This window comes from Kribbella endophytica (assembly GCF_054781295.1).
Map to the genome: position 1 here is coordinate 3,631,538 of NZ_BAAGUR010000001.1, position 21,384 is coordinate 3,652,921.

At 68.3% G+C, this 21,384-nt stretch carries 19 protein-coding genes; 10 read left to right on the plus strand and 9 right to left on the minus strand.

The window, feature by feature from the left end; all coding sequences use genetic code 11:
* The first annotated feature begins 154 nt into the window (after positions 1–154).
* From ACYVIO_RS17360 to ACYVIO_RS17395, 8 genes are all read left to right on the plus strand, one after another.
* A complete protein-coding gene (locus tag ACYVIO_RS17360; RefSeq protein ID WP_425841594.1) occupies positions 155–430 on the plus strand; it encodes a twin-arginine translocation signal domain-containing protein in 276 nt (91 codons plus the stop codon).
* Between the two features lie 3 nt (positions 431–433).
* Positions 434–1,813, plus strand: coding sequence for a DUF4331 domain-containing protein (locus tag ACYVIO_RS17365; protein ID WP_460651809.1), 1,380 nt, complete (start codon positions 434–436; stop codon positions 1,811–1,813).
* Positions 1,810–2,187: a hypothetical protein gene (locus tag ACYVIO_RS17370; protein ID WP_460651810.1), complete on the plus strand. Its 378-nt coding sequence runs from the start codon at positions 1,810–1,812 to the stop codon at positions 2,185–2,187. The genes ACYVIO_RS17365 and ACYVIO_RS17370 overlap by 4 nt, the downstream gene beginning before the upstream one ends.
* Positions 2,188–2,350: 163 nt before the next feature.
* Positions 2,351–5,806, plus strand: coding sequence for an NACHT domain-containing protein (locus ACYVIO_RS17375; protein ID WP_460651811.1), 3,456 nt, complete (start codon positions 2,351–2,353; stop codon positions 5,804–5,806).
* A gap of 142 nt (positions 5,807–5,948) precedes the next feature.
* On the plus strand, positions 5,949–6,155 hold the full coding sequence (locus tag ACYVIO_RS17380) for a hypothetical protein (RefSeq protein WP_460651812.1): 207 nt from the start codon (positions 5,949–5,951) through the stop codon (positions 6,153–6,155).
* Between the two features lie 78 nt (positions 6,156–6,233).
* The gene (locus ACYVIO_RS17385) at positions 6,234–6,458 is read left to right on the plus strand and encodes a hypothetical protein (protein ID WP_460651813.1); all 225 of its coding nucleotides are present in this window, start codon (positions 6,234–6,236) and stop codon (positions 6,456–6,458) included.
* 230 nt (positions 6,459–6,688) lie between these two features.
* Positions 6,689–7,222 carry an EF-hand domain-containing protein gene (locus tag ACYVIO_RS17390; protein ID WP_460651814.1) on the plus strand — a complete coding sequence of 178 codons (534 nt, stop codon included), beginning with the start codon at positions 6,689–6,691 and terminating at the stop codon, positions 7,220–7,222.
* Positions 7,223–7,286: 64 nt separating this feature from the next.
* Positions 7,287–8,195 (plus strand): phosphotransferase, encoded by a 909-nt coding sequence (locus tag ACYVIO_RS17395; protein ID WP_460651815.1) that lies wholly within the window; start codon positions 7,287–7,289, stop codon positions 8,193–8,195.
* Here ACYVIO_RS17395 and ACYVIO_RS17400 read toward each other — a convergent pair.
* From ACYVIO_RS17400 to ACYVIO_RS17435, 8 genes are all read right to left on the minus strand, one after another.
* A complete protein-coding gene (locus ACYVIO_RS17400; protein WP_460651816.1) occupies positions 8,192–9,919 on the minus strand; it encodes a transglycosylase domain-containing protein in 1,728 nt (575 codons plus the stop codon). The two genes, ACYVIO_RS17395 and ACYVIO_RS17400, sit on opposite strands and share 4 nt — an antisense overlap.
* Before the next feature lie 116 nt (positions 9,920–10,035).
* Complete coding sequence (locus ACYVIO_RS17405) at positions 10,036–10,761, minus strand: TetR/AcrR family transcriptional regulator (RefSeq protein ID WP_460651817.1); 726 nt, start codon at positions 10,759–10,761, stop codon at positions 10,036–10,038.
* Positions 10,762–10,785: 24 nt separating this feature from the next.
* Positions 10,786–12,003 (minus strand): DUF418 domain-containing protein, encoded by a 1,218-nt coding sequence (locus ACYVIO_RS17410; RefSeq protein ID WP_460651818.1) that lies wholly within the window; start codon positions 12,001–12,003, stop codon positions 10,786–10,788.
* A gap of 94 nt (positions 12,004–12,097) precedes the next feature.
* A complete protein-coding gene (locus ACYVIO_RS17415) occupies positions 12,098–13,003 on the minus strand; it encodes a phytanoyl-CoA dioxygenase family protein (RefSeq protein ID WP_460651819.1) in 906 nt (301 codons plus the stop codon).
* Complete coding sequence (locus ACYVIO_RS17420) at positions 13,000–14,352, minus strand: ABC transporter substrate-binding protein (protein WP_460651820.1); 1,353 nt, start codon at positions 14,350–14,352, stop codon at positions 13,000–13,002. Before ACYVIO_RS17420 ends, ACYVIO_RS17415 begins: the two co-directional genes overlap by 4 nt.
* 16 nt (positions 14,353–14,368) lie before the next feature.
* Positions 14,369–15,193: a carbohydrate ABC transporter permease gene (locus ACYVIO_RS17425; RefSeq protein WP_460651821.1), complete on the minus strand. Its 825-nt coding sequence runs from the start codon at positions 15,191–15,193 to the stop codon at positions 14,369–14,371.
* Between the two features lie 10 nt (positions 15,194–15,203).
* Positions 15,204–16,115 carry a carbohydrate ABC transporter permease gene (locus tag ACYVIO_RS17430; RefSeq protein WP_460651822.1) on the minus strand — a complete coding sequence of 304 codons (912 nt, stop codon included), beginning with the start codon at positions 16,113–16,115 and terminating at the stop codon, positions 15,204–15,206.
* Positions 16,108–17,430 (minus strand): alpha-galactosidase, encoded by a 1,323-nt coding sequence (locus ACYVIO_RS17435; RefSeq protein WP_460651823.1) that lies wholly within the window; start codon positions 17,428–17,430, stop codon positions 16,108–16,110. The genes ACYVIO_RS17430 and ACYVIO_RS17435 overlap by 8 nt, the downstream gene beginning before the upstream one ends.
* A gap of 76 nt (positions 17,431–17,506) precedes the next feature.
* On the opposite strand from ACYVIO_RS17435, the gene ACYVIO_RS17440 reads away from it, so the two are divergent.
* Positions 17,507–18,418, plus strand: a complete 912-nt coding sequence (locus ACYVIO_RS17440; protein WP_460651824.1) for a helix-turn-helix domain-containing protein — start codon at positions 17,507–17,509, stop codon at positions 18,416–18,418.
* Here ACYVIO_RS17440 and ACYVIO_RS17445 read toward each other — a convergent pair.
* Positions 18,396–20,594, minus strand: coding sequence for a discoidin domain-containing protein (locus tag ACYVIO_RS17445; protein WP_460651825.1), 2,199 nt, complete (start codon positions 20,592–20,594; stop codon positions 18,396–18,398). The genes ACYVIO_RS17440 and ACYVIO_RS17445 overlap by 23 nt on opposite strands.
* Before the next feature lie 111 nt (positions 20,595–20,705).
* Between ACYVIO_RS17445 and ACYVIO_RS17450 the strand changes: the two genes are divergently transcribed.
* On the plus strand, positions 20,706–21,377 hold the full coding sequence (locus ACYVIO_RS17450) for an HAD family hydrolase (protein WP_460651826.1): 672 nt from the start codon (positions 20,706–20,708) through the stop codon (positions 21,375–21,377).
* Positions 21,378–21,384 lie beyond the last annotated feature (7 nt).

Genomic DNA, 21,384 nt, shown 5'->3' on the forward strand with positions numbered 1-21,384 from the left:
CACGCCGTGAGTTGCACCCATCCACCGGCCGGCCCGCTCCGAAGGCCCTGCGGTTGGGATTGTGAGCCAGGTCACACCAGATGCGACTGGATCGCAAGTGCAGCACCTGTCGGCAGCCGTCGGCAGGTCGGCGTACGGGAGGGAAGGAACAGTCATGAGTGACGCATCACGGCGCGGATTCCTGGTGTTCGCGGGAGCGGGGACGGCGGCCGCGGTCGGCGCGGTCGCGGCGCCGAAGATCTTCAGCGAGCGCTCCGCCGAGGCGGCGGCACCGCAGCTCGAGGCGAGCGACCTGGCCGACGCCGAGTCGTTCGTGGTCCACGTCAAGGACGTGAAGTCCGGGCAGCTGGCGATCATGGTCGGCGAGCGCGAGGTCCTGGTGACCGATCGCGAGCTGGCCGCCCGCCTCGCCGGCGCGAAGGGGGCCTGAGCCATGTCCTCACACCGCGAAGCACCGGAGATCTCCAAGGACCCGGTCGCCGACAACACCGACGTCTACGCGTTCGTCAGCCCGGACAAGCCGGACACCGTGACGATCATCGCCAACTTCATCCCGTTCCAGAACCCGTACGGCGGCCCGAACTTCTACGAGTTCGGCGACGACGTGCTGTACCAGATCCACATCTCCAACGGCGGTCACGGCAAGGCGGACATCAGCTACCAGTTCCGCTTCCACGCCGAGATCCGGAACAAGAAGACCTTCCTCTACAACACCGGTCCGATCAGCTCGATCAAGGACACCACCTGGAACCGCCCGCAGTACTACTCGGTCACCCGGGTCGAGGACGGTCGCTCCCGGATCCTCGCCCGCGAGCTGGCCGCTCCGCCGGTCAACGTGGGGCCCCGCAGTACGCCGAACTACGCCAAGCTCGCCGGTCAGGCGATCCACACGATCGGCACCAACCGCAAGGTGTTCGCCGGCCAGCGCGCCGACGGGTTCTTCGCCGACCTGGGCAGCATCTTCGACCTCGGCACGCTGCGTCCGTTCCAGGCCGCGCACCTCATCCCGTCCGCCGCGGCGATGGGCGTCAACGGCCTGCAGGGCTCGAACGTGCACACGATCGCGCTGCAGGTCCCGATCTCGGACCTCACCCGCGACGGCAAGCGGCCGAAGGACGTGATGGACGCGAAGTCCGTCATCGGTGTCTACGCGACCGCGAGCCGGCAGCAGTCGAAGATCTTCGACGACCTGCTCGGGCTCTCGCTGTGGCACGGCCCGTACAAGCAGGTCTCGCGACTGGGCAACCCGTTGTTCAACGAGGTCATCGTGCCGATGGCCGAGAAGGACAAGTGGAACAGCCGGCCGCCGTCGGAGGACAAGAAGTACGCGCAGTACGTGACCAAGCCGGAGCTCGCCGGGCTGCTCCCGGTGCTCTACCCGGGGGTGTTCCCGAACCTGGCGGCGTACAAGAAGCCGCGCGCGGACCTGGCGGCGATCCTGCTGACCGGGATCCCTGCCGGTGTCGTACCGGGGTTCCAGAACTACACCGGTCCGGTGCAGGCCGACATGCTGCGGCTGAACGTCGCCGTCCCGCCGTCGAAGTCGCCGAACCCGCTCGGTCTGGTCGCGGGCGACGCGGCCGGATTCCCCAACGGGCGCAGGGTTTTCGACGACGTCGTCACGGTCGAGATCCGCGCTGTCGCGGGCTTGACGATCCCGCTGGTCGACCCGTCGTTCACGCCGGACGGTGCGGCGTCGGCGGTCCAGGACGGTACGTCGAACACGAACTCGGACTACCTCAAGGTGTTCCCGTACCTCGGTACGCCGGCCGGCGGCTACCAGTCCAAGCCCGGCCTCCCGGCCGTGTCATGACCACGCCACTGACCAACGCCGAGGAGAATCCCCATGCAGGGAAGGGGTCCTCGGTCCTGCTCGACATCGGCGACGACATCGGCGCGATCGTCGTCACGATGCCGGCGGCCCTCAACGACACCGAGATCGAGCGCCGCCCCCACGGCGTACCGGTCGATCACGGTCACGGTCACGGACATGGGCACGGGCATCACCACCTGCCGCACGTCGCCGTCGTCCCCCGTCCGTCCCCCGAGGGCATGACCATCCACTCGGCCGTCTTTCCCGACGTACCGGAGGGCAAGTACGACCTGTACGTCATGCCCGACGGCCCGATCCAACTGACCGTCGCCGTCACCGGCGGCCAGGTCACCGAGGCCACCTGGCCCCAGTAGCCGGGGGGACCGGACCGTCGGGCGTGTGCAGGGGCCACTCCCGCCGGTCCGCCTCCGTGGGGGGATGACAGGCATCTACAAGTACGGCCGACCGTTGAACTCCTCCGGCTGCCCCCGGTAGGTTGGCAGGTCCGTTCGCGATGGTCCGAGGAGTCGCTGCTGCATGACCCGCCCACCTTTCACCTTCGCCGGTGCGCTGGACCTTCTCGAGCAGGACCGGAAGAAGATCGCAGGGCTGGACAAGATCCTGGGGGGCCTGATCCTGGCCGGTGGTGCGGGGACGGCGATCGCCGGCGGCCCTGTGCCGGTCATCGGGCTGAGCGCCGCCGCGGTACTCAGCCTGGTCGATCCGAAGAACGAAGCGATCAGACTGCTCAACACGCTGGTCGACGGCGCCGTCGGCCGCATCAAAGGCGGAGTCGAGGCGAACCAGCACGAGCTGGTGGTGGCAGCGCACACGATCACTGTTCTGTCCTGCTTCTTCGACGCACTGCGGGACGGGCCGTTCAGCGGACTCGACCTGACGACGAAGGAGATCAAGCGACTGGCCGGTGTCGAGGGACAGGCCAGTCGCCGCAGACCCTCTGCTGAGGACCTGCTTGCGGCGGACGTTCCGCTGCCGTCCGCTGAGTTCGGCGTGCTGGAGAACCTCGAGCAGCGGATCATCCCCTACTACCGTCAACTGGCGGCGACCAGCTTCGAGTTCTTCAGAGGTCTCGACGCATGGGATCGGCAGGTTAGGCCGGAGGGCCACGGCCGTCTGGCTGAGCAGGTCGTCGACTACGCTGCGTACGTCTACCGCGGTCGCATGCTCAGTCTCAGCACCCGGGCGCCGTTCGCGCTCTGGGTGACGCTCAACGAGCACGCAGCCACCCGTACGGCGGTCCGGGCCGCAGGGGCCTCCGCGCTGGCAGAACTGCAAGCAGTACTACCGTTCGTTCTCCGCGGATCCCCGGTGCGGGCCCACGGCTATCGTGCGGAGCTTGCCCTTGCGGCCAAGGAGGTTCTCGCGGAACCCTTGCTTCGTTCTGGTTCGGCCGGAGTACGGTCGCCGACCGTCAAGGCGGGCTTCGTCGAGCCCGCCTTCAAGCTCGCGATCGCCGATGAGGGATCGCGGCCGGCCGACGACAGCTGGTGGCACGCGCTTCCGTCGCACGAGTCATTGGTGGACTACCTGGCCGGCTACCTCGCGGACAGATCCAGCACCGAACTGCCCCTACTACTTCTCGGCCACCCCGGCGCAGGCAAGTCTTTGCTGACGGAGGTGCTAGCCGCCGAGCTGCCGTCCGACTCGTTCTCCGTCGTCCGCGTACCGTTGCGCCGGGTCAACACCGACGACGATCTGACGGTGCAGATCACCAAGGAGCTGCAGCGGATCCTGCAACGCCCCCAAGCAGATCTGAGCGAGCTGCGCGACGAGTGCGGCAGCTGTACCGACTGCCGAGCGGTTAACGCCCCTCGGTGCGCGCATGAGTGCCGGCTGGTCGTCTTGCTCGACGGCTACGACGAACTGATTCAAGCCACCGGCGTGACCCAGTCCGGATATCTCAATAAGATCGTCGAGTTCCAGAAGCGGGCCCGGACACTCGGAGTACCGACATCGGTCGTCATCACCACCCGGACGGTTGTGGCTCAGCATGCCGACATACCCCGCAACACCCCGATTCTCAAGCTCTGCGAGTTCGGTGTCCCCAGGATCGATCGCTGGCTGACGGAGTGGAACACGGCGCACCGCGACGTTCCGCAGTACGAACCGCTGACAGCGGAGCTGTTCACCCAGTCGCCCAGCGTCGCGGAACTCGCCTGTCAGCCGCTGCTACTCCTCGTCCTGGCCGTCTACCTGACCGAAGCTGGCACCGCGCTGCTCGAGGCCGGGAGCCTAAGCCAAGCAGAGTTGTACCGGCGGATCCTTGATCGCTTCATCAGCCGCCAGGTGGAGAAAGGCGACGGCGACCCTGACTCCCGGCAGGAGATGGTCCTGGAGGCCCTGCAGCGCAAGCAGTTGCAGTACGCCGCCAGCGGCATGTTCAGCCGAGGACGCCAGCACATCACCGACCGCGAGCTCGACGCAGACCTCGCAGTCCTGCTGCCACAACCGGACCGGTCGACCGAAGTTGCCGCTCTCCGCCAAGCTCACCAGGTCCTCGGTGCGTTCATGTTCGTCCACAACGCCAAGGCCGATCGCGAACAGCGGGGAGCCTACGAGTTCCTGCACGCTACCTTCGGCGAGTACCTGGTCGCGGAGCTGACCTACGAGCAACTTCGCAGACTCGACGCCCTGCGCGCCGTCGAGGCTGCCGAACTCACTCCCGCCGCGGCACAGCTCGACGACCTGGCGCTGCGCCGAGTGCTCTCGCATCAGCCGCTGAGCACCAGGCAGCCGACCATCACCTTTCTGATCGAGCTGACCCGGGAGCTGGACAGCAACCGACGTGCCTCGTTGCTGGCGACGATCACCGAGTTGCTCCATGCCACACGGACCCGGCCGGATCTTCTCGACGATGTCTACGGACCCTCGCCGTACGACCCGGTCCGCCGCCGCGCCTGCTACTCGGCCAACCTCACCTTGCTTCGTGTCCTGCTCGACCCTGACCCCGTCACCCCAGCGGCGATCGTCGGGAGTTCGCGCGAGGCGGATTGGGAGAGCAACGTCTTGCTGTGGCGCGCAGGCCTGGACGGACAGGCGTGGGTGTCCGTGATCGAGTCCATCGGCGCTGCGCCCACACCATCACTGCAAATCTGTGCGCGGATCAGCGACTATCGTGGACTGATCGGCGAGGCAGAGCTCTTGGGGCACCGCGAGCACATGGCCACCCTCCTACTTGGTGGTCACCATGCCCACGCCAACACTTTCCCGACCTGGTCGAACGCGGAGCTGGAAGCCGTGACCGAGTTGGCGACGATTCACGCTGTGCGTACGGGAGTGCCCTTCCTGGGGAGGGTCCTGCCGATGGACCTCGGCTGGTACCAGTCCCTGGTCCTCAAGTTGGAGACAGGAACAGACAACGAGCAACTCGGCAGGCAAGTGGTGGCCTTGCTGTCGCGAGACGCTGAGTACCTCCCGGTTGACTTGGTCGTCCGACTTCTCCAGGCGATCCCTTCGGTGAGCGCGCCCCTTGGCGCCGAGCTGGCCGCGGTGGCCGCTGCACATCCGTCGGTACTGCAGCTTGTCCCGACTGTCCGCGAGGCGATCGGCGAGGTCGTTCCGGACGACGGGACGGTGGTTGTGGCTCTGCTGTGGCAAGCAGCGCAGAGATACTCAGGCGCTGACCGCGACCTGTTGACGGATTTACTCAACGACGTCGACGGGTCGATGGCGATGCATCCGAACCTCAGGTTTCGGGCCGATTACTTCGCGCCCCAGTTCGTGACCTATCTCCGCAAAGCGGAACCCGAGCACTGGTTCGGCCAGCACGCGAGGACCAGCATGTTCGACGCTCTCGAACCGTCGATGCTGGCCAACATTGATCCGAAGGATGCTTCGTACATCGCCGAAGCGTGGCCGGTGAACAGCGGCCGTTTCATCAGGAACTATCTTCTTGGCCGCGGAATCGATGTGATCCAGCTGGACCTTGATCCGTTGCTGGAGTTGCGAAACCTCGCAGCGCAAACGACCTGAGGTCAGCGATCGGCTGTCTGGCGCTGTGCCGGTGGAGGCGACACCCGGCGAGATCCTGCGCGGTCTTGTCGGCGGCGGGACGTAGCGTGCGGACAGCGTGGGGGAACCACGTGACATCTCGACGTTCCGTGGGGGGACACACATGCGATTCAGGACACTGCTGTCCGTGGTCATGGCCACCGGTTTGGCCGTGCTGACCGCGCTGCCCGCCGGCGCCGCCACCTTGCCGAAGAACTGTGACCTGGTGGTCGTCGAGTCCATCGACGGCATCGCCACGCAGTCGTCGGGTGCGGCGTACGTCGTACAGACCGACGGGGAGAACCCGAAGTTCTCGCCGAACGGGAGGTAGCTCGCCTTCGTTCGTGGCTACGGGGTGTGGGCGCGCACGCTGAGCACCGGCAGCGAACGACTCGTGCATCAGTACCCCGTGACGTCAGACAACAGCTGGATGAAGCTGGCCTGGTCGCCGGACGGCGAGAAGATCGCCGCGCTGCAGTTCAACCGCAACGCGTGGCCGGACGAGCAGGACAGCGACGAGCGGTTCAAGGTGCGCGGGTGCCTTCCGGACGGCTCGCACAGCTACTCGCTGACCGGGCCGATCAAGGGTGACGACGGGTCCGAGGGACTCGACTGGGCGCCGAAGCTCTCCTGACCGAGGAACTGCTCGGGGGCGTTTGGCAACCGCCTGCGACCCCGGACTTTTGACTGCCGACCACGAGTTTTTTCGATGTCGACCCCGGGTTTGATCGGACCGGACCCGGGGTTATTCGTGGGACGCGCACCGGTCGTTGCTCACCGCGCGCAACGGCCGGGTGACTCGTATCGTCTGAAACCGGACCACCGGCAACGGTGACGGCGCTTTCGGAGATATGGGGAGAACGCATGGCGAGTGAGTTTCAGCGGCAGAAGGTGGCCGGGGTGTTCCACGCGATGGACGCCGACGGCAACGGTTACCTGGAGGAGTCCGACTTCGAGACGCTGACCGCGCGCTGGGTCGGCATCCGGGGCTGGGAGCCGGGGACCGAGGACCACGACCGGATGCGGGCGATCATGATGGGCTGGTGGTCGGCGGTGGCGTCGATGTCGGACGCCGACCACGACGACCGGGTCTCGCTCGACGAACTGATGACGGTGGTCGACAAGCTCCCGCAGATCGACGACGCGGTGTACGCGACCGCGGAGGCGATGTTCGACGCGGTCGACCAGAACGGCGACGACCGGATCGCACTGGCCGAGCACCAGCAGGTCGTCGAGGCCTGGAAGGGGTCGGCCGACGGTGTCGACGAGGTCTTCCCGAAGCTCGACCAGAACGGCGACGGGCACCTGTCCCGTGAGGAGTTCCGCGAGCTGTGGGCGGGCTTCTGGATCGGCGACGACCCGAAGTCCCCGTCCCAGTGGGTCTTCGGTCCGTACTGATCCCGGCTGAGTGAACCCGCCGCCGGGCGCGCGGCGGCGGGCAGCCGGTGAGAGAGTCGAGGCCATGACCATCGAACCGTGGCTCGTGCGGTGGTGCTCCCGTGAGCTGGGTGCCTTGCCGGTCGAGCAGCTGCTGTCGGCGACGCTGATGTCCGACGTCCGGGCGTTCCGGCTCGACGACGGGCGTGAGGTCGTGATCAAGTCCCGGCCTGATCCGGGCGGTCGGGTGCCGACCTGCCTGGCGGTTCAGCGAGCTGTCGCCGAGGCTGGGCTTCCTTGCCCCCGGCCACTGACGGAGGCGACGCTGGTCGACGGGCTCGCCGTACATGCCGAGCAATGGGTGCCGGGTGGTGAGGTTGCCCGTGGCACCGACGTCGAGTCGGCGCAGCGGTCGGCTCGCCTGTACGCCGCTGTCATGGCGGTCACCAGCCGGGTGCAACTGCCGCCGCCGCTGCCCAATCCTGAGTGGGTGCGGTGGGACCACAGCGGTCCTGGTCACTGGCCGCCGAATGCTCTCCACGACAACCGCCCGGGCGCGGACTCGCTGCCGTCGGAACTGCTGGACATCGCTGCTCGAGCGCGGCGGCGTCTGCTCGCCTCCGCCGCGCTGCCGCATGTCCTCGGGCATGCCGACTGGGAGGCGCAGAACCTGCGCTGGAACGACACCGTCGTCCACGACTGGGACAGCATCGCCTGGCTCCCCGAGCCCGCTCTGGTGGGAGCCGCCGCAGGCGCCTTCGCCAGCACCGAGACCCCGACCTTAGCTCCGTTCGAAAGCTCAGAAGCTTTCCTCTCTGCCTACCAAGTAGAGGCCGGTGTCTTCACAAGCGAAGAGCTGGAGGTTGCCTGGGCAGCAAGCCTCTGGCCCGCTTTGCACAACGCCCGCGCCGAGCTCCTGTGGAACCACCCACCAGTCGCACTCACCGCATTGCTTGACCAAGCCGAGGCCCGCTTGAGTCAAGCCGCGGCTTAACGTCCGGCGGGGATCGGGCCGCCGGCGTACGCGGCCCACGTGAGGGTTGGCCACTGCTCGGCGCCCTTCGCCGGTAGTGCCGACTCGCCTTGTGGGCCCGCTCGATAGACGACCGCGGTGGACAGCTCCGGTGTGAACCCGACGTACCAGGACGCGAGCGGCTGCAGACCCTTCTGAGCCCGGCAGCGGCACTTGCTGTTGAGACGGCGTTTCTCGATGCTCAGCCCGTTGACCGTCGTGGACCTGCCCTCGCCGACGAGCTTGCTGGTCAGCCCGGCGACCTCGGATGTGAACGCCTGAACGGGTTTGAGCCCGGGATGCTTCGCGGCCGTCCACAGCACCTTGCCGCGCGAGTCCCGGACCTCCTTGATCACATGCGCCGGCACGCGCCGCCCATCGGCGACAAACGTGCTGTACGCCGTGGCGAGGTCCACCGGCGACGCCAACGCGTCCGGCCCCAGACCAGGCGCGGGCCGGTCCGCCGGAGGGATCGAGGGTATGCCGGCGTTCTCGGCGGCGGTCGAGACGAGGTGCCCGCGCTTGGAGTCGACGAGCTGGAAGTACGCCTTGTTCACCGAGCCTCCCGACGACCGTACGTCGAACGGCCCGGTCCGGTCGGACAGCCCGGCGGCGATCGCGAACGGCCGCAGCAGCTGACCGGGCGGCGCCTTGAGCGTCGCCCAGTTCTGCTGACTCTTGAGGAAGTCGTTGCCACCGACAAGCGCCGCGAGTTCACCAGTCCCGGGCCGGATCGACGCCAGCCCGACCTGCACCCCCGACGCCCGCCCGGCGTCGACCGCCGCGACGGCCCTGGCCTGCAGCGTGGCATCGAACGTGGTGATCACCCGCAACCCACCACCGCTGAGCCGATCGCCTTCGAACCCGTACTTCCCGAGCTCCCGGCGCGCGAGGTCGAGCAGGAAGCCGGTCGGCCCGGCGTACCGGTTGCCCTTGGGTTTCTTCCGCAGTGGCGGCACTGCCTTCCAGGCGTCGTCGTACTGGGAAGAACTGATGGTCGCCATCGACGCCATCCCGCTCAGCACGTACCGGTAGCGCCCGAGGATCAGCGGCGCGGCATCAGGGTCGTCGGCGTCGAACTTGGTCGGGTTGTTGAGCACCGTCGCCAGGTAGGCGGCCTGCGGCACGGTCAGATCCCGGGGATGGTCGACCCCGAAGTACACCTGCCCGGCCGCGCGGATGCCGTAGGCCCCTTCGCCGAAGTAGATCGTGTTCAGGTAGTTGCCGAGGATCGTGCGTTTGTCCTGGGTGCGCCCGATCTTGGTCGCGATGAACAGTTCGTCGAGCTTGCGGCGCATGGTGCGTTCCTGGGTGAGGTACATGATCTTCACGTACTGCTGGGTGATCGTCGACCCACCCTGCAGCTGCCGTCCGCGCGCGATCGCGAAGGCGGCCCGGGCCATGCCCGGCAGCGAGACGCCCGCGTTGGTCCAGAAGCTGCGGTCCTCGGCCGCGATCACCGCGTCCTGGACGTGCTTCGGGATCTCCTCGAGCGGGACCGACTTGCGGTTCTGCTCGTAGAACGACCCGATCTCGGTCTTGCCGTCGGCGTAGGTGACGATCGTGGTGTTGGCCTCGAACTTCGTGTTCGGGTCCGGGATGTCGGTCCGGGCGTACCCGACGAAGAACGCCGCGACGGTGCCGATCAGCACGACGAACGTCAAGCCCAGGCACCACCCCGCGATCCGCACGATCCTTCGGCGCACAGGAACCTCCTGGTGGGGAACAGGTCACCCACCAGGACGCCGCGACCACACTGAGTGGTGGACGCGATCCCGCGATTTCGTCCGGAAGGACGACACCCCTCCTCTGAAAGGCGGAGTCAGCCGATGCCGTCGAGGATCACGTCGAGGCTGTAGAGGAACTCCGGCGACACCGCCGGGTCGTCGACGCCGGACGGCATCGCCCCGAAGACGCCGGAGGCAACGAGTTCGGCGACCTCGGGGTACGTCTCCGGATCGATCAGCTGGGCCAGGCTGCGCCCGTACTGCGCCTCGGCCTCCGGGGTGTCCGCGCCGGTCTGGGCGAACCCGACGGCGAGCTGGGCGGCCTGCCGGACGTAGCCGCCGAGCAGACCGACGACGGCCAGCTTCTCGCTCCAGTCGAGTTTCGTCGGGCGCAGCAGCGCGAGCCCCTGGTTCATCCAGGCCACGCTGTAGGGGCCGAGCGGCGGCGAGGCCGGCGTGACTCCGGCCAGCCACGGGTGGGCGCCGTACATCCGCCGCATCGCGCCGGCCCACTGGCGCAGGCCGGCGCGGAAGTCGTCCCGGTCCGCCGTGACGTCCGGCGGCAGACCGATGGCGAGGTCCTGCATGAGCACGAGCAGTTCGTCCTTCGAACCGATGTGCCGGTACAAGGCCATCGTCGTCACGCCGAGGGAGGTCGCGAGCTTGGACAGCGCAACCGCGTCGAGCCCGTCCCGGTCGGCCAGGTCGACCGCCGTACGGACAACCCGCTCGGTGTCGAGCTCGGCCGGCCGGCCCAGCCGTGACGGACCGCTGGTCCGCCACAGCCGCGCCAGGTCAGCCGGATGGTCGTCGGCGCTCATCGGGTCTCGGCTCGCATGGTCCGATCATCGCCGATGGCGACCATGGGTGAACCACCGGATCAGCCGTTCCACCGGCCCGCGCCGCCCGTACCGCTGCAGGACCGAAGCGCCCAGCAGGCTGAGCAGCCAGACCGAGAACGCGCAGATCAGTGCCGTGTACGCCGGGCTGCTGGTCCGCTCGCCGAGGGCCAGCCCGTAGTGCGTCAGCAGGATCAGCCAGCACACCGACTGGAACAGGTAGAACGTCAGCGAACGCTGGCCCAGGGCAACCAAAGCCGCCACCGGAACGATCGTGTGCGGGTCCCGCTTCGAACGGGACAGCCGCATCCCGATCAGGCCGAAGACACTGGCGTAACCGACCGCGCCGAACAGGCCCGCTCCCTCGTACAGCTGCTTGGCGGCCCCGGCCAGATCCGCGTCCGGCCCGGCGATCCCGGCCGCCGTCAACGCCATCGGAAGGGCGCCGACGATCGCGACGGTGAACCCACCGATCGCTCCCCAGCGCAGCAGGCGGCGGTGCTTGTCCGGCTCGTCGAGGATCCGCTGCTTGGCCGCCCAGGCCCCGATCCAGGCGAACAGGATGGTCGTCAGCAGTACCAGCGTGCTGCCCGGCCAGTCCGTCAGCCGGTCGACGATCGAGTCCGGGTACGTCGCGATCGCGGCGGTCGTGTCCGCCGGTGCCGGTACGTCGGTCGTGCTGCTGCCGGACATCGTCGGGTAGACCCGCACCCCGAGGACGACGAGGTAGATCCCGCCGAACAGCAGGTAGACCAGCGCTCCGCGGAACGCCCAGTTCCCGCGCCGCAGCAGCAGGACGGTGAGTACCGTGCCGACCACCGCGAACGCGCCGAGCACGTCGCCCACGAACAGGAAGATCCCGTGCACCGCGCCGATCACGAACAGCCCGAGATGCCGGCGCAGCAGCGACGCCCGGGTCTGCTCCGCCGGTACGCCGAGGCTGTCCTGGCGGCGTACGAACTGGATCAGTCCGTAGCCGAACATCATCGCGAACAACGGCAGCGCGCAGGCGTGCACGCACAGGAACATCACCAGGTAGAAGACCTGCTCGGCACCCTGCGGCGAGAAGTCCACGCCCGGCACCGTCTGGTTCAGGATCCCGGTCGAGTGCGCGAGCGCGACCAGCAGGAGAGCGAACCCGCGCGCCAGGTCCGGCGCCAGGATCCGCTCCCCGACCGGCACCGGCCCGGCATCGCGCCCGGCCCGTTCGGTAGCTGTGGACATCTGCCCCTCCAGAAAGTATGCGAAAGAAACTATATGACGCACACTAACTGGGTCGAGGGGTCGCTACATCGGGGAGAACCCCTGCTCTGCCCCTTCAGGCAAACCGCGAGACCGGCGTCGGTACCTCGTCGAGCCGCGGGTCGAACCGCTCCACGAAGTTCACGCCCGGTGGGACCTCGATGCTCGCGGTCGACTCCCAGCCGCGGGTCAGCGTCGGGAAGTCCGGTACGTCGGGGTGGTAGTGCGGCTTGCCCGTCCCGAGCGCGTCCACGGCCATCGGCGCGCTCAGCGCCTGGTAGCGGAAGTCGGCCGACAACCGGAGCTGCCGCGTCCGGTTCGGCATCGCGCCGTGCACGGTCAGGCTGGTGAACAGCAGCACGTCGCCCGGCTGGTACGTCGCCGTACGCCACTCCGGATGCTCCTCGTCCGCCTCGGCACGCATCATCCCGGGTCCGTCGGAAGGCTTCACCGGAAGGACTCCCAGCCGCGGCGATCCCGACAGCACCCGCAGCCCGCCGATCTCGGGCGGCGCGGCGCTGAGCGGCAGCCAGGTCGTGAGCGTGTCGATGCAGCCCTGGATGAACCGGTAGTCCTGGTGGATCGGCGTCGGCTTGGCCCCGGGAGACGGCGGCGCGATCCGGCAGATGTGCGCGGGGTGCGCGAACGACGGCTCGCCCAGCAGCCGTGCCGACAGGTCCAGCAGCTCGGGCCGGATCGCCAGGTTGTGGAAGGCCTCGGTGCTCTGGATCGCCGTGTACGCCCCGAAGAACCCGGCCGATCCCTCCTCGACCGCCCGGTCCGAGGCCATCAGTTCCTCGGCCGCGGTCCCGGGCGCGAGCCAGTGGCTGTCGAACAGGATCCGCGCGATCCGCGTGCGCACGTCGTCCACCACGTCGGCCGGCAGCAGCCCGCGGAAGAACAGGTAGCCCTCGTCGGTCAGGCGGGCCCGCAGCGTTTCGGTGTCGTCGAGTGCCGGTGCGGAGTCGGTGAGTTCCTTCATCGGCCGTTCCCCTTCTCGTCCATCGCGGTGGCGACCTTCGCGGCGTCGCCCTTGTCCAGGTACAGCTCGTTGACCGCCTTGTTGATGTCGGCAACCTTCGCGGTCCAGCCGGTCGCGATCGGCATGTTCACCGTGCTGCCGGCGGCGGAGTCGAGGAACGGCTGCACGTCGATCCCCTTCTTCTTCCAGTACGCCGAGTAGCCGGCCGCCGTGTCGTTCAGCGCCGGGATGACGTAACCCGCGTCGCCCATCAGCTTCTGCGCCTTCTCCGACCCGAGGAACGTGATCAGCTTGCCGGCCGCTTCCGGGTGCTTGGTCTTGGCGAACATCACCTCGGCCAGCCCGTTGATCACCACCGTCCGCCCGCTCGGTCCGGCCGGCATCGCGGCGACGCCGATCGGGAACTTCACCTCCGGCAGCGCGAACGGCAGCAGCGCGTTGTTCGCCGGGAACATCGCCACCTCGCCGCGGTAGAACATCTCGGTCGCCTGCCCGGTCGGCGGGTTCGTCCGCGTCCCGTTCGGCGACACGTGCCACTTGAAGACCAGGTCACGCGCCCACTGCAGCGCCTCGACCGACTTCGCTCCGCCGAACTCGAAGGTCCCGTACGGCGCGTCCATCGCCTTGCCGCCGTTCGAGGCGATCCAGTTCAGCCACTGGGTCTGGCTGTGGTTCCAGGAGCAGAACCCCCACTGCTTGATCGCCCCGGCGTCGAACCCGCTCTGCCCGGCCTTGAGACCGGCCTTGTCCACCGTCAGCTTCTGCGCGACGTCGAGGAACGTCCCGCTGCCGTCCGGTGCCCAGGTCAGCTTCTCCGGCATCGTGATCCCGGCCTTGGCGACCAGGTTCTTGTTGTAGAGCAGCCCGACGACGCCGAGGTCCTTCGGTACGCCGAGTTGCTTGTCCTCGAACTTGTACGACTGGACGACGTTCGGGTGGTACGACGCCAGATCGAGCTTGGCGCTCTTGAGCAGGTCGTCGAGCGGCGCCAGCACGCCCTTGCTCGCCAGGTCCGGGAAGTTCTCCACGGTCAGCCAGAACACGTCCGGCGCCTTGCCGCTGGCCAGCTCCGTGGTCAGCTTGGTCCAGTACTGGTCCCACGGCAGCACTTCCATCCGGACAGTGATGCCCGGGTTCTCGGCGGTGAACGCGGCGAAGACCGACTTGTAGCCGACCTCCTGCTGCTCGTCCCACAGCCGGTACACGAGCTCGACCGGGCCGCCGGCCGCGTCGTCGTCCGACGAGCCGCAGCCCGCCGTACCGAGTACTCCGGCCGCGCCGATGATTCCGGCGCCACCGCGAAGCAGCGTCCGTCGAGACAGTGCTGGTCGAGACAGGGGATGTGACATGACGACCTCCGTTGAACTACTTGAGCCCGGTGACCGCGACCGAGCGAACGATGAAGCGCTGGAAGAACACGAAGAGCACCAGCAGTGGCACGAGTGCGATCAGGCTGCCGGCCATCACGGCGTTGTAGTCGACCCCGACCTCGCCCTTGAACAAGGCGATCCCGAGCGGGAGCAGGCGTTTGTCCTCGCTGCTGGTGATGATCAGCGGCCACAGGAAGCTGTTCCAGTTCGCGACCACGGCGAGCGTGGTGACGGTGACCAGGATCGGCCGGGACAGTGGCAGCACGATCGAGAGCAGGGTGCGGACCCGGCCGGCGCCGTCGATCCGGGCCGCGTCTTCCAGATCGGCGGGGATGCTGCGGAAGAACTGCCGGAGCAGGAAGATCGCGTACGGCGTACCGAGCATCGTGGGCAGCATCAGTCCGGCCCAGGTGTCCACCAGGCCGAGCTTCTGCATCATCAGGTAGAGCGGGATCATCGTGACGACCGGCGGCACCATCAGCGTCGACAGGTACACCCAGAAGAGCGCGTCCCGGCCGGGGAACGACAACCGTGCGAACGCGTACGCCGCCAGGACGGCGAAGACGATCTGCCCGGCGGTGATCCCGGCCGTGACCAGGGTCGAGCTGAGCAGGTAGCCGCCGAAGCCGGACGCGAACAACCGGTCGAACGCGGCCGTGCTCGGGGGCAGCCCCGGTTCCCACGGCATCGTCTCGGACAGTTGCCCCGGGCCCTTGAATGCGGTGAGCACGGTCAACAGGTAGGGAAAGACCGCGAGCAGGCAGCCGACCACCAGGACGCCGTAGCAGAGCAGGCTGACGGGCAGGCGAGTTCTGGACATGGTCACCTCCTCAGGACTGGTCGTACGTCGTACGACGCTCGAAGTAGGCGAACTGGGCAACGGTCACCGCGAGGATGACCAGGAACAGCAGGACCGAGATCGTGGCGGCGTAGCCGAAGTCGAACTTGCGGAACGCCTCGTCGTAGATCAGGTAGGTGGCGACCTCGGTGCTGTTGCCCGGGCCGCCCTCGGTCATCACGAAGATCGTGTCGAAGGCCTGGAACGAACCGATCACGTTGGTGATCAGCACGAACAGCATCGTCGGGCGCAGCAGCGGCAGGGTGATGCCGAAGAAGTGCGCGACCGGCGAGGCGCCGTCGAGCGAGGATGCCTCGCGCAACGACGCCGGGATGTTCTGCAGCCCGGCCAGGAAGAACAGCATGTTGTACCCGGCGAACTGCCAGATGTGCACCGCGGCCACGCTCGGCATCGCCAGCAGCGACGACGACAACCAGGCCGGCCCGTCGACGCCGAAGACGCCGAGGAACTGGTTGAGCGCGCCCTGGCCGGGGTCGAAGATCCACGCCCAGACCAGGCCCATCGCGACCGGGGTCGCCATCCAGGGGATCACCAGCAGCGCCCGGAAGTACTTCATCCCGCGCAGCTTGCGGTCGACCAGCAGCGCGAGTAGTAGCGACAGGATCGTCGTACCGGGCACGCAGATCAGCACGTAGTACCCGGTGACCAGGAACGAGTGCCACACCTCGCCGTCGCCGAGCAGCTCGCGGTAGTTCGCCAGCCCGATGAACTCCGGGGCCGCGAGCAACTTCCAGTCGAACAGGCTGAGCACGATCACGATGACGACGGGCGCGAGCAGGAAGCCGAGGACGCCGACCAGGCTCGGGGCGAGCAAGGCGTAGCCGGCGACGGCCTGCTGGCGTCGTTGCGTACGGCGTACTGGGGGTTTGGCCGGCTTAAGCATCGACGGCCCTCAATGGATGCGGCCGCTGCGAGGTCGGGGTCAGGAGTTCGCGGGTGCGGTCGAGACCCCACCGGTCCAGCGCGCCGATCGGGTCGCTGGACATCCGCAGGCCGGGGGAGTTCTCGACGTGGGCCGCCCACGCCTCGCGGTCCTGGATGTCGGGCTGGACGATCAGGCAGTCCGGGTCGTTCGCCCACCAGCGGCCGTGCAGGAACTCGCGCGCGACCGAGGTCGACCGGGCACCGCGTTGGCCGGGCTGGCTGATGTCGCCGGACGGTGGATCGACGAGCGGGTCGGTGTCGGGTGAGACCCGCATGCAGTCGACCAGTCCCAGGCTCGGCTGGATCGGGGCGCCGCAGCCGTGGAGGATCCTGTTCGGTCCGACGACCTCACGGATCAGCCGCAGTCCGTGCCGGTACGCCGTGATGCCGTCGGTCTGTTCGTGCCGCCGGCCCTCGATCGCGCCGGCGTAGCAGAAGTCGAGCTTGAAGTGGTCGTAGCCCTGGCGGCACAGCTCGGTGAACACGTCCTGGAGGTGCCGCGCCGCGGCGGGGTTCGTGACGTCCAGGACCAGTTGCTCCTGGCCCCAGTTCGTTCCGGCGGTGATGCCGGGGACGAGCCAGTCGGGATGCTTCCGCGCGGTCTCGCTGCGGCTGCCGACCAGGAACGGTGCCACCCAGATCCCGGCCCGCCGGCCGCTCGCGCGGATGTCGGAGGCAAGCCGGACGGTCGAGCCGAAGTCGTCTCGCGGGGTCAGCCAGTCGCCGATCTCGGCCTGATAGCCCTCGTCGAGCAGGACCAGGTCGACGCTGAGCGCGTGCTCGTCGAACTGGCGGACGTCGTTCATCACGTCCCGCTCGGTGACCTTGCCCCAGTACGCGTACCAGCTGCACCAGGACGGGCCGAACACGCGGACGGCGGGGTTGTACGGGGCGGCGAACGCGTCGGCCCAGTCGGCGAGGGCCTGGTTCGGGTTGGTGTGCGTGCTGGTGGTCAGCGCGACGTCGTCGCTGTCGGCGGTGATCCGGAGGCGGTCGCCGTCGACCTCGCAGCGGATCGACGGGACGACGTCGGGGGAGAGCGCCGCGACGACGGTGACCTCGCCGCCGGTGGCGACCGCGAGCAGGCCCTCGCCCTGGAACCGGCCGGCCTCGACGTCCGGGCGGTAGGCCATCACGTGGTGATTGGGGGCCGTCGGCCTCGGTGGACGATCGGTCACGGCGTACCAGCCGCTCGGGCTCCACGACTGCCACCCGTGCTCGAAGATCCGGGTGGTGGTGTCGTGCTCGAGCTCGGTGACGGTACGAAAGCCCACGGGATCCTCACTTCGTCGGGGTTGCAGGATCTTGCTGCTGGTTGGGTAATCTAGGGACCCGCACGAAGGGTGCACCATGACAGAGCCTGCTGACTACGAGCACGATCTTGCTACTCAGGTGCTGATCGAGCTCTACAGCGAGATCCCGCCGCCGAGCAAGCTGGTGACCGGCCACTTCCACAGCGGCGGCGACTACCGGGTGGTCCGGCCGGACGGCGTCGGCAGCTGGTACCTGCTCTACACGGCCGGCGGCACCGGGCGGTACCGGATCGGTGAGGACTCGCTCACGCTGCGCGTGGGCGATCTCGTGCTGGTGAGCCCGGGGACCGAGCACGACTACGGCACGGTCGGCACTTACTGGGAGACCTGGTGGGCCCACTTCCAGCCGCGGCGCGACTGGCACGCCTGGTGGTCGTTGCCGCAGGCAATGCCCGGGCTGTCGTACGTGCGGCTGACCAGGCCGTCGGAGACCGACCGGCTGGTGTCCGCCTTCGCGCGGTTGCACCGGGACGCGCAGCGCGCGGGGCTCTCGCCGACCGGCGACACGGAGCTTCACCTGCTCGAGCAGAACCTCGCCGTACAGCTCACGATGAACGGGATCGAGGAGGTGCTGCTCGTCGCCGCGAGCAGCCTGCGCCGGGAGACGCGTTCGCTCGATCCTCGCGTGCAACTGGTCCTCGACGCGGTGACGTCCGACCCGGCGCGGGCGCACACGCTGAACTCACTCGCCGGGCTGGCCCAGGTCTCGGTGTCCCGGCTCGCCCACCTCTTCAAGGAGCAGGTGGGCGACTCGATCATGAGCGTTGTGGTCGGGTTGCGGTTGCAGCGGGCGTCGGAGTTGCTCGGCGCGACCGACATGTCCGTCGGACAGGTCGCTCGCGCCGTCGGCTTCGAGTCGCCGCACTACTTCAGTCGCCAGTTCGGCCGCCGGTTCGGGGCCTCGCCGAGCGACTACCGGCGTACGGTCAGGAACCCAGAGCGATATTGAGTTCGGTCGCGGCCGCGTAGTTGGCGCCGCCGGCCAGGCCGACGAGCTTGACGTAGCGGGCCGTCGTACCGGTTGGGAAGCGGGCGATCTTGGCGTCCACCGTGCCGTCCCAGTTGCCCGTGGCCACCGATTGGAAGTTGGTGCCGTCGGCGCTCACCTGGACGTCGTACGAGTAGATCCGGCCGTTCGGTGAGGCGATGTCCTGGCGCGGGGTGTAGACGAGCGCCTCGATCGACCGGGTGCTGCCGAGGTCGAGCGTGATCGACTGCGGGAGAGGCGCGGGCGGGCTCCAGTTGGAGTGCCACATCGTCGAGCACTTGCCGTCGAGGGCGTACGGCGCGGCGTACGCGGCGGAGCCCTGACTGGTCGCGGTCGCCGTCATCTCCTGCTGGGGAAGGAGTTTCAGCGGTCCGAATGGGCCGTCGACGGGTTGTGACGTGCCGGGGATGGCGGTGACGCGGCCGAGTGCGGGGGCCTTGATCGACGGGTGGGTGCGAAGGTAATTGAGGAAGACCTCCTGGCCCATCCGTGGTGCGCGGACGAGGTTCTTGGGCTGCTCGAAGGCCGGGTAGCCGTACTGCGCGCCGTGCAGCGGCATCACGGCGGTCGTCGCGACGCGGTAGGTGCGGCGGAGATCGAGTCGGCGGCTGTCGATGAAGACCTGCCGTGGGTCGACGCGGTTGCCTGGTGCAGCGCCGAGGTCGTAGGTGTAGCGGACGTTCTTGGAGATCGCGAGCGAGGACAGTCGTTGGCAGCCGTACGCCGGTGGGATCCACTGCTGCTCGAGGATCGCGTCGATCTCCTGGCCAGTCAGGGATTGCGTCGTGATCGGCGAGATGCCGGCGACCGGCCACGCTTCGCCGTACAGGATGCGGCCGGGTGCGTCGGTGGGTTGGGTGCCGGGGGCATACTTCAGGCCGGCCGCGATCACGTCGACGCCGAGGTCGGCGGGGACGAGGGCGAGGTCGGCGTCGCCGTCGCGGTGCGCGGCGGCCTCGTCGTGGTACAGGTCGGCGACCAGGTTGCCGGTGCGGCTCTCGGCGGTGGTGGAGAAGTCGAGGTCGCGATCGACCTTGGCGAGCGGCTCGTTCTGGCGGGTGGCCCAGCGGTCGGTCCAGTACTTGACGATCTTCTGGACGCCGGGATCGGGGGTGAGGTCCTTGGTGACGGCGTGGTTCGTGGCGGTGGTCGCCGAGCGGATCACGTCGCCGGTCTCGGGGTCGAGCGACAGGTTGACCTCGCCGAGGACGCGGCCGTGGTTGGAGGCCTCGAGGACCGGGCGGGGGACGCCGTTCGGGTCGGGGATTATGCAGTTGAACGCGGTGTGCCAGTGGCCGCCGAGGATCACGTCGATGTCGGGCGACATCGCGCGGGCAGCGTCGAAGATCGGGCCGGTCGGGTTCAGGCAGTCGTTGAACTGGCCGCCCTGCTGTCCGCCTTCGTGCATGCTGACCGAGATCGCCTCGACGCCCTTGGCCTTGAGCTCGGCCGCGGCCTTGTTCGCCGTACCGACCAAGGCTTGGAAGTCGAAACCGGAGCCCTCGATCGAGAGCGTCTCGGTCGGCGTACCGGGGAAGGCGAGGCCGATCACGCCGAGCTTCACCGTGCCGCCGCCCGGCTTCGGCACCGAGGTGATCCAGTACGGCGGAAGCGCGGGCCGCTTCGTGCGGCGGTCGATGACATTCGCCGCGTGGTACGCGTAGTCGGTGCCGTGGAACGCGCGGCCGGTCGAGTCCTTGAAGCAGCTGTCGAAGCCCGGCTTGCCGTAGCACTTGCCGGACACCATCCGCTGCAGGAACGGGAACTCCCGGTCGAACTCGTGGTTGCCGGCCACGTCGAAGTCCATCCCGAACGCGTTCAGCACCTCGATCGTCGGCTCGTTCGCGAACGCCTGCGTGTAGTCGGGCCAGCCGCTGAACTGGTCCCCCGACCCGATCAGGAACGAGTTCGGCTGCCCTTCCCGCAGCCGGTCGAGATGCGCCTTGAGATACCCAGCCCCACCCACCTGCAGCCCGTTGATGTTCAGGTTCTCCGTCTCCGACAGATACCCGTGCAGGTCGGTGATGCTCAACAACTGCACAGGAATCGCCGCCTCGGCCTGCGCCGGTGCTGCCACCGCCGCACCACTCACCAGCGCCGCCACCACCGCCAGCGCCGTCCGAACCTTGACCCTCATCCGCTGCTCCCGTCCTCGAACCGGACTGCAACGTAGCCACCACGCATGAACACAAACCATCTCCGGAGTTGCTGACTCCCTGCACGATCCGGCTGCCGATAGGTTGAGCGCATGCGCCGTGCTCTGCTCGTGGACCTGTTCAGCACCCTGATCCCCGGCGGTCACGCCGAGCGCGACAAGGTGCACCGCGAGATGGCCCAGCTCCTCGGCGTAGAACCCGACGCGTTCGCGGCGGCCTTCCGCGCCACGGCGTACGAGCGCTTCATCGGCGCGTACGGCGACCTGCCCAGCACCCTGCGGGAGATCGCCCGCCGATGCGGCGGTCAACCAACCGACGAGCAGCTCCTCCAGGCGACCGACCTGCGCCGCGCCCTGGCCGGCCAACTCATCGCGGCCGCTCCGGCCTCGACGCTGAGTGCTCTCGCAACGCTGCGGGACCTCGGATGGCGGATCGCCCTGGTCAGCAACATCACCTCGGAGACCCAGCTGCAGTGGGCGGACAGCGCGCTGGCGCCGTACTTCGAGTTCACGGCGTTCTCCGCCGAGCTGGGCACGGCCAAGCCGGAGGCCGCGATCTACTTGGCGGCCTGCGAAGCACTCGGCGTCGCTCCGGCCGAGTGCGTCTACGTCGCCGACGGCGCGGATGACGAACTACCCGGCGCCGTTGCGCTCGGCATGCACGCCATTCGCACGACGGAGCACGCGGACAGCGACCCGACCTGGACAGGCCCGGCGATCAGTTCGTTCGCCGAGCTTCCTGCCCTGGTCGGATCGCCCGCTTGAGGCCGAC

What these genes read in the sequence shown, in the direction of transcription:
- ACYVIO_RS17360 (WP_425841594.1), top strand. Translation starts at nt 155, where the DNA reads ATGAGTGACGCATCACGGCGCGGATTCCTGGTGTTCGCGGGAGCGGGG.
- ACYVIO_RS17365 (WP_460651809.1), top strand. Translation starts at nt 434, where the DNA reads ATGTCCTCACACCGCGAAGCACCGGAGATCTCCAAGGACCCGGTCGCC.
- ACYVIO_RS17370 (WP_460651810.1), top strand. Translation starts at nt 1,810, where the DNA reads ATGACCACGCCACTGACCAACGCCGAGGAGAATCCCCATGCAGGGAAG.
- ACYVIO_RS17375 (WP_460651811.1), top strand. Translation starts at nt 2,351, where the DNA reads ATGACCCGCCCACCTTTCACCTTCGCCGGTGCGCTGGACCTTCTCGAG.
- ACYVIO_RS17380 (WP_460651812.1), top strand. Translation starts at nt 5,949, where the DNA reads ATGCGATTCAGGACACTGCTGTCCGTGGTCATGGCCACCGGTTTGGCC.
- ACYVIO_RS17390 (WP_460651814.1), top strand. Translation starts at nt 6,689, where the DNA reads ATGGCGAGTGAGTTTCAGCGGCAGAAGGTGGCCGGGGTGTTCCACGCG.
- ACYVIO_RS17395 (WP_460651815.1), top strand. Translation starts at nt 7,287, where the DNA reads ATGACCATCGAACCGTGGCTCGTGCGGTGGTGCTCCCGTGAGCTGGGT.
- ACYVIO_RS17405 (WP_460651817.1), bottom strand. Translation starts at nt 10,761, where the DNA reads ATGAGCGCCGACGACCATCCGGCTGACCTGGCGCGGCTGTGGCGGACC.
- ACYVIO_RS17410 (WP_460651818.1), bottom strand. Translation starts at nt 12,003, where the DNA reads ATGTCCACAGCTACCGAACGGGCCGGGCGCGATGCCGGGCCGGTGCCG.
- ACYVIO_RS17415 (WP_460651819.1), bottom strand. Translation starts at nt 13,003, where the DNA reads ATGAAGGAACTCACCGACTCCGCACCGGCACTCGACGACACCGAAACG.
- ACYVIO_RS17420 (WP_460651820.1), bottom strand. Translation starts at nt 14,352, where the DNA reads ATGTCACATCCCCTGTCTCGACCAGCACTGTCTCGACGGACGCTGCTT.
- ACYVIO_RS17425 (WP_460651821.1), bottom strand. Translation starts at nt 15,193, where the DNA reads ATGTCCAGAACTCGCCTGCCCGTCAGCCTGCTCTGCTACGGCGTCCTG.
- ACYVIO_RS17430 (WP_460651822.1), bottom strand. Translation starts at nt 16,115, where the DNA reads ATGCTTAAGCCGGCCAAACCCCCAGTACGCCGTACGCAACGACGCCAG.
- ACYVIO_RS17440 (WP_460651824.1), top strand. Translation starts at nt 17,507, where the DNA reads ATGACAGAGCCTGCTGACTACGAGCACGATCTTGCTACTCAGGTGCTG.
- ACYVIO_RS17445 (WP_460651825.1), bottom strand. Translation starts at nt 20,594, where the DNA reads ATGAGGGTCAAGGTTCGGACGGCGCTGGCGGTGGTGGCGGCGCTGGTG.
- ACYVIO_RS17450 (WP_460651826.1), top strand. Translation starts at nt 20,706, where the DNA reads ATGCGCCGTGCTCTGCTCGTGGACCTGTTCAGCACCCTGATCCCCGGC.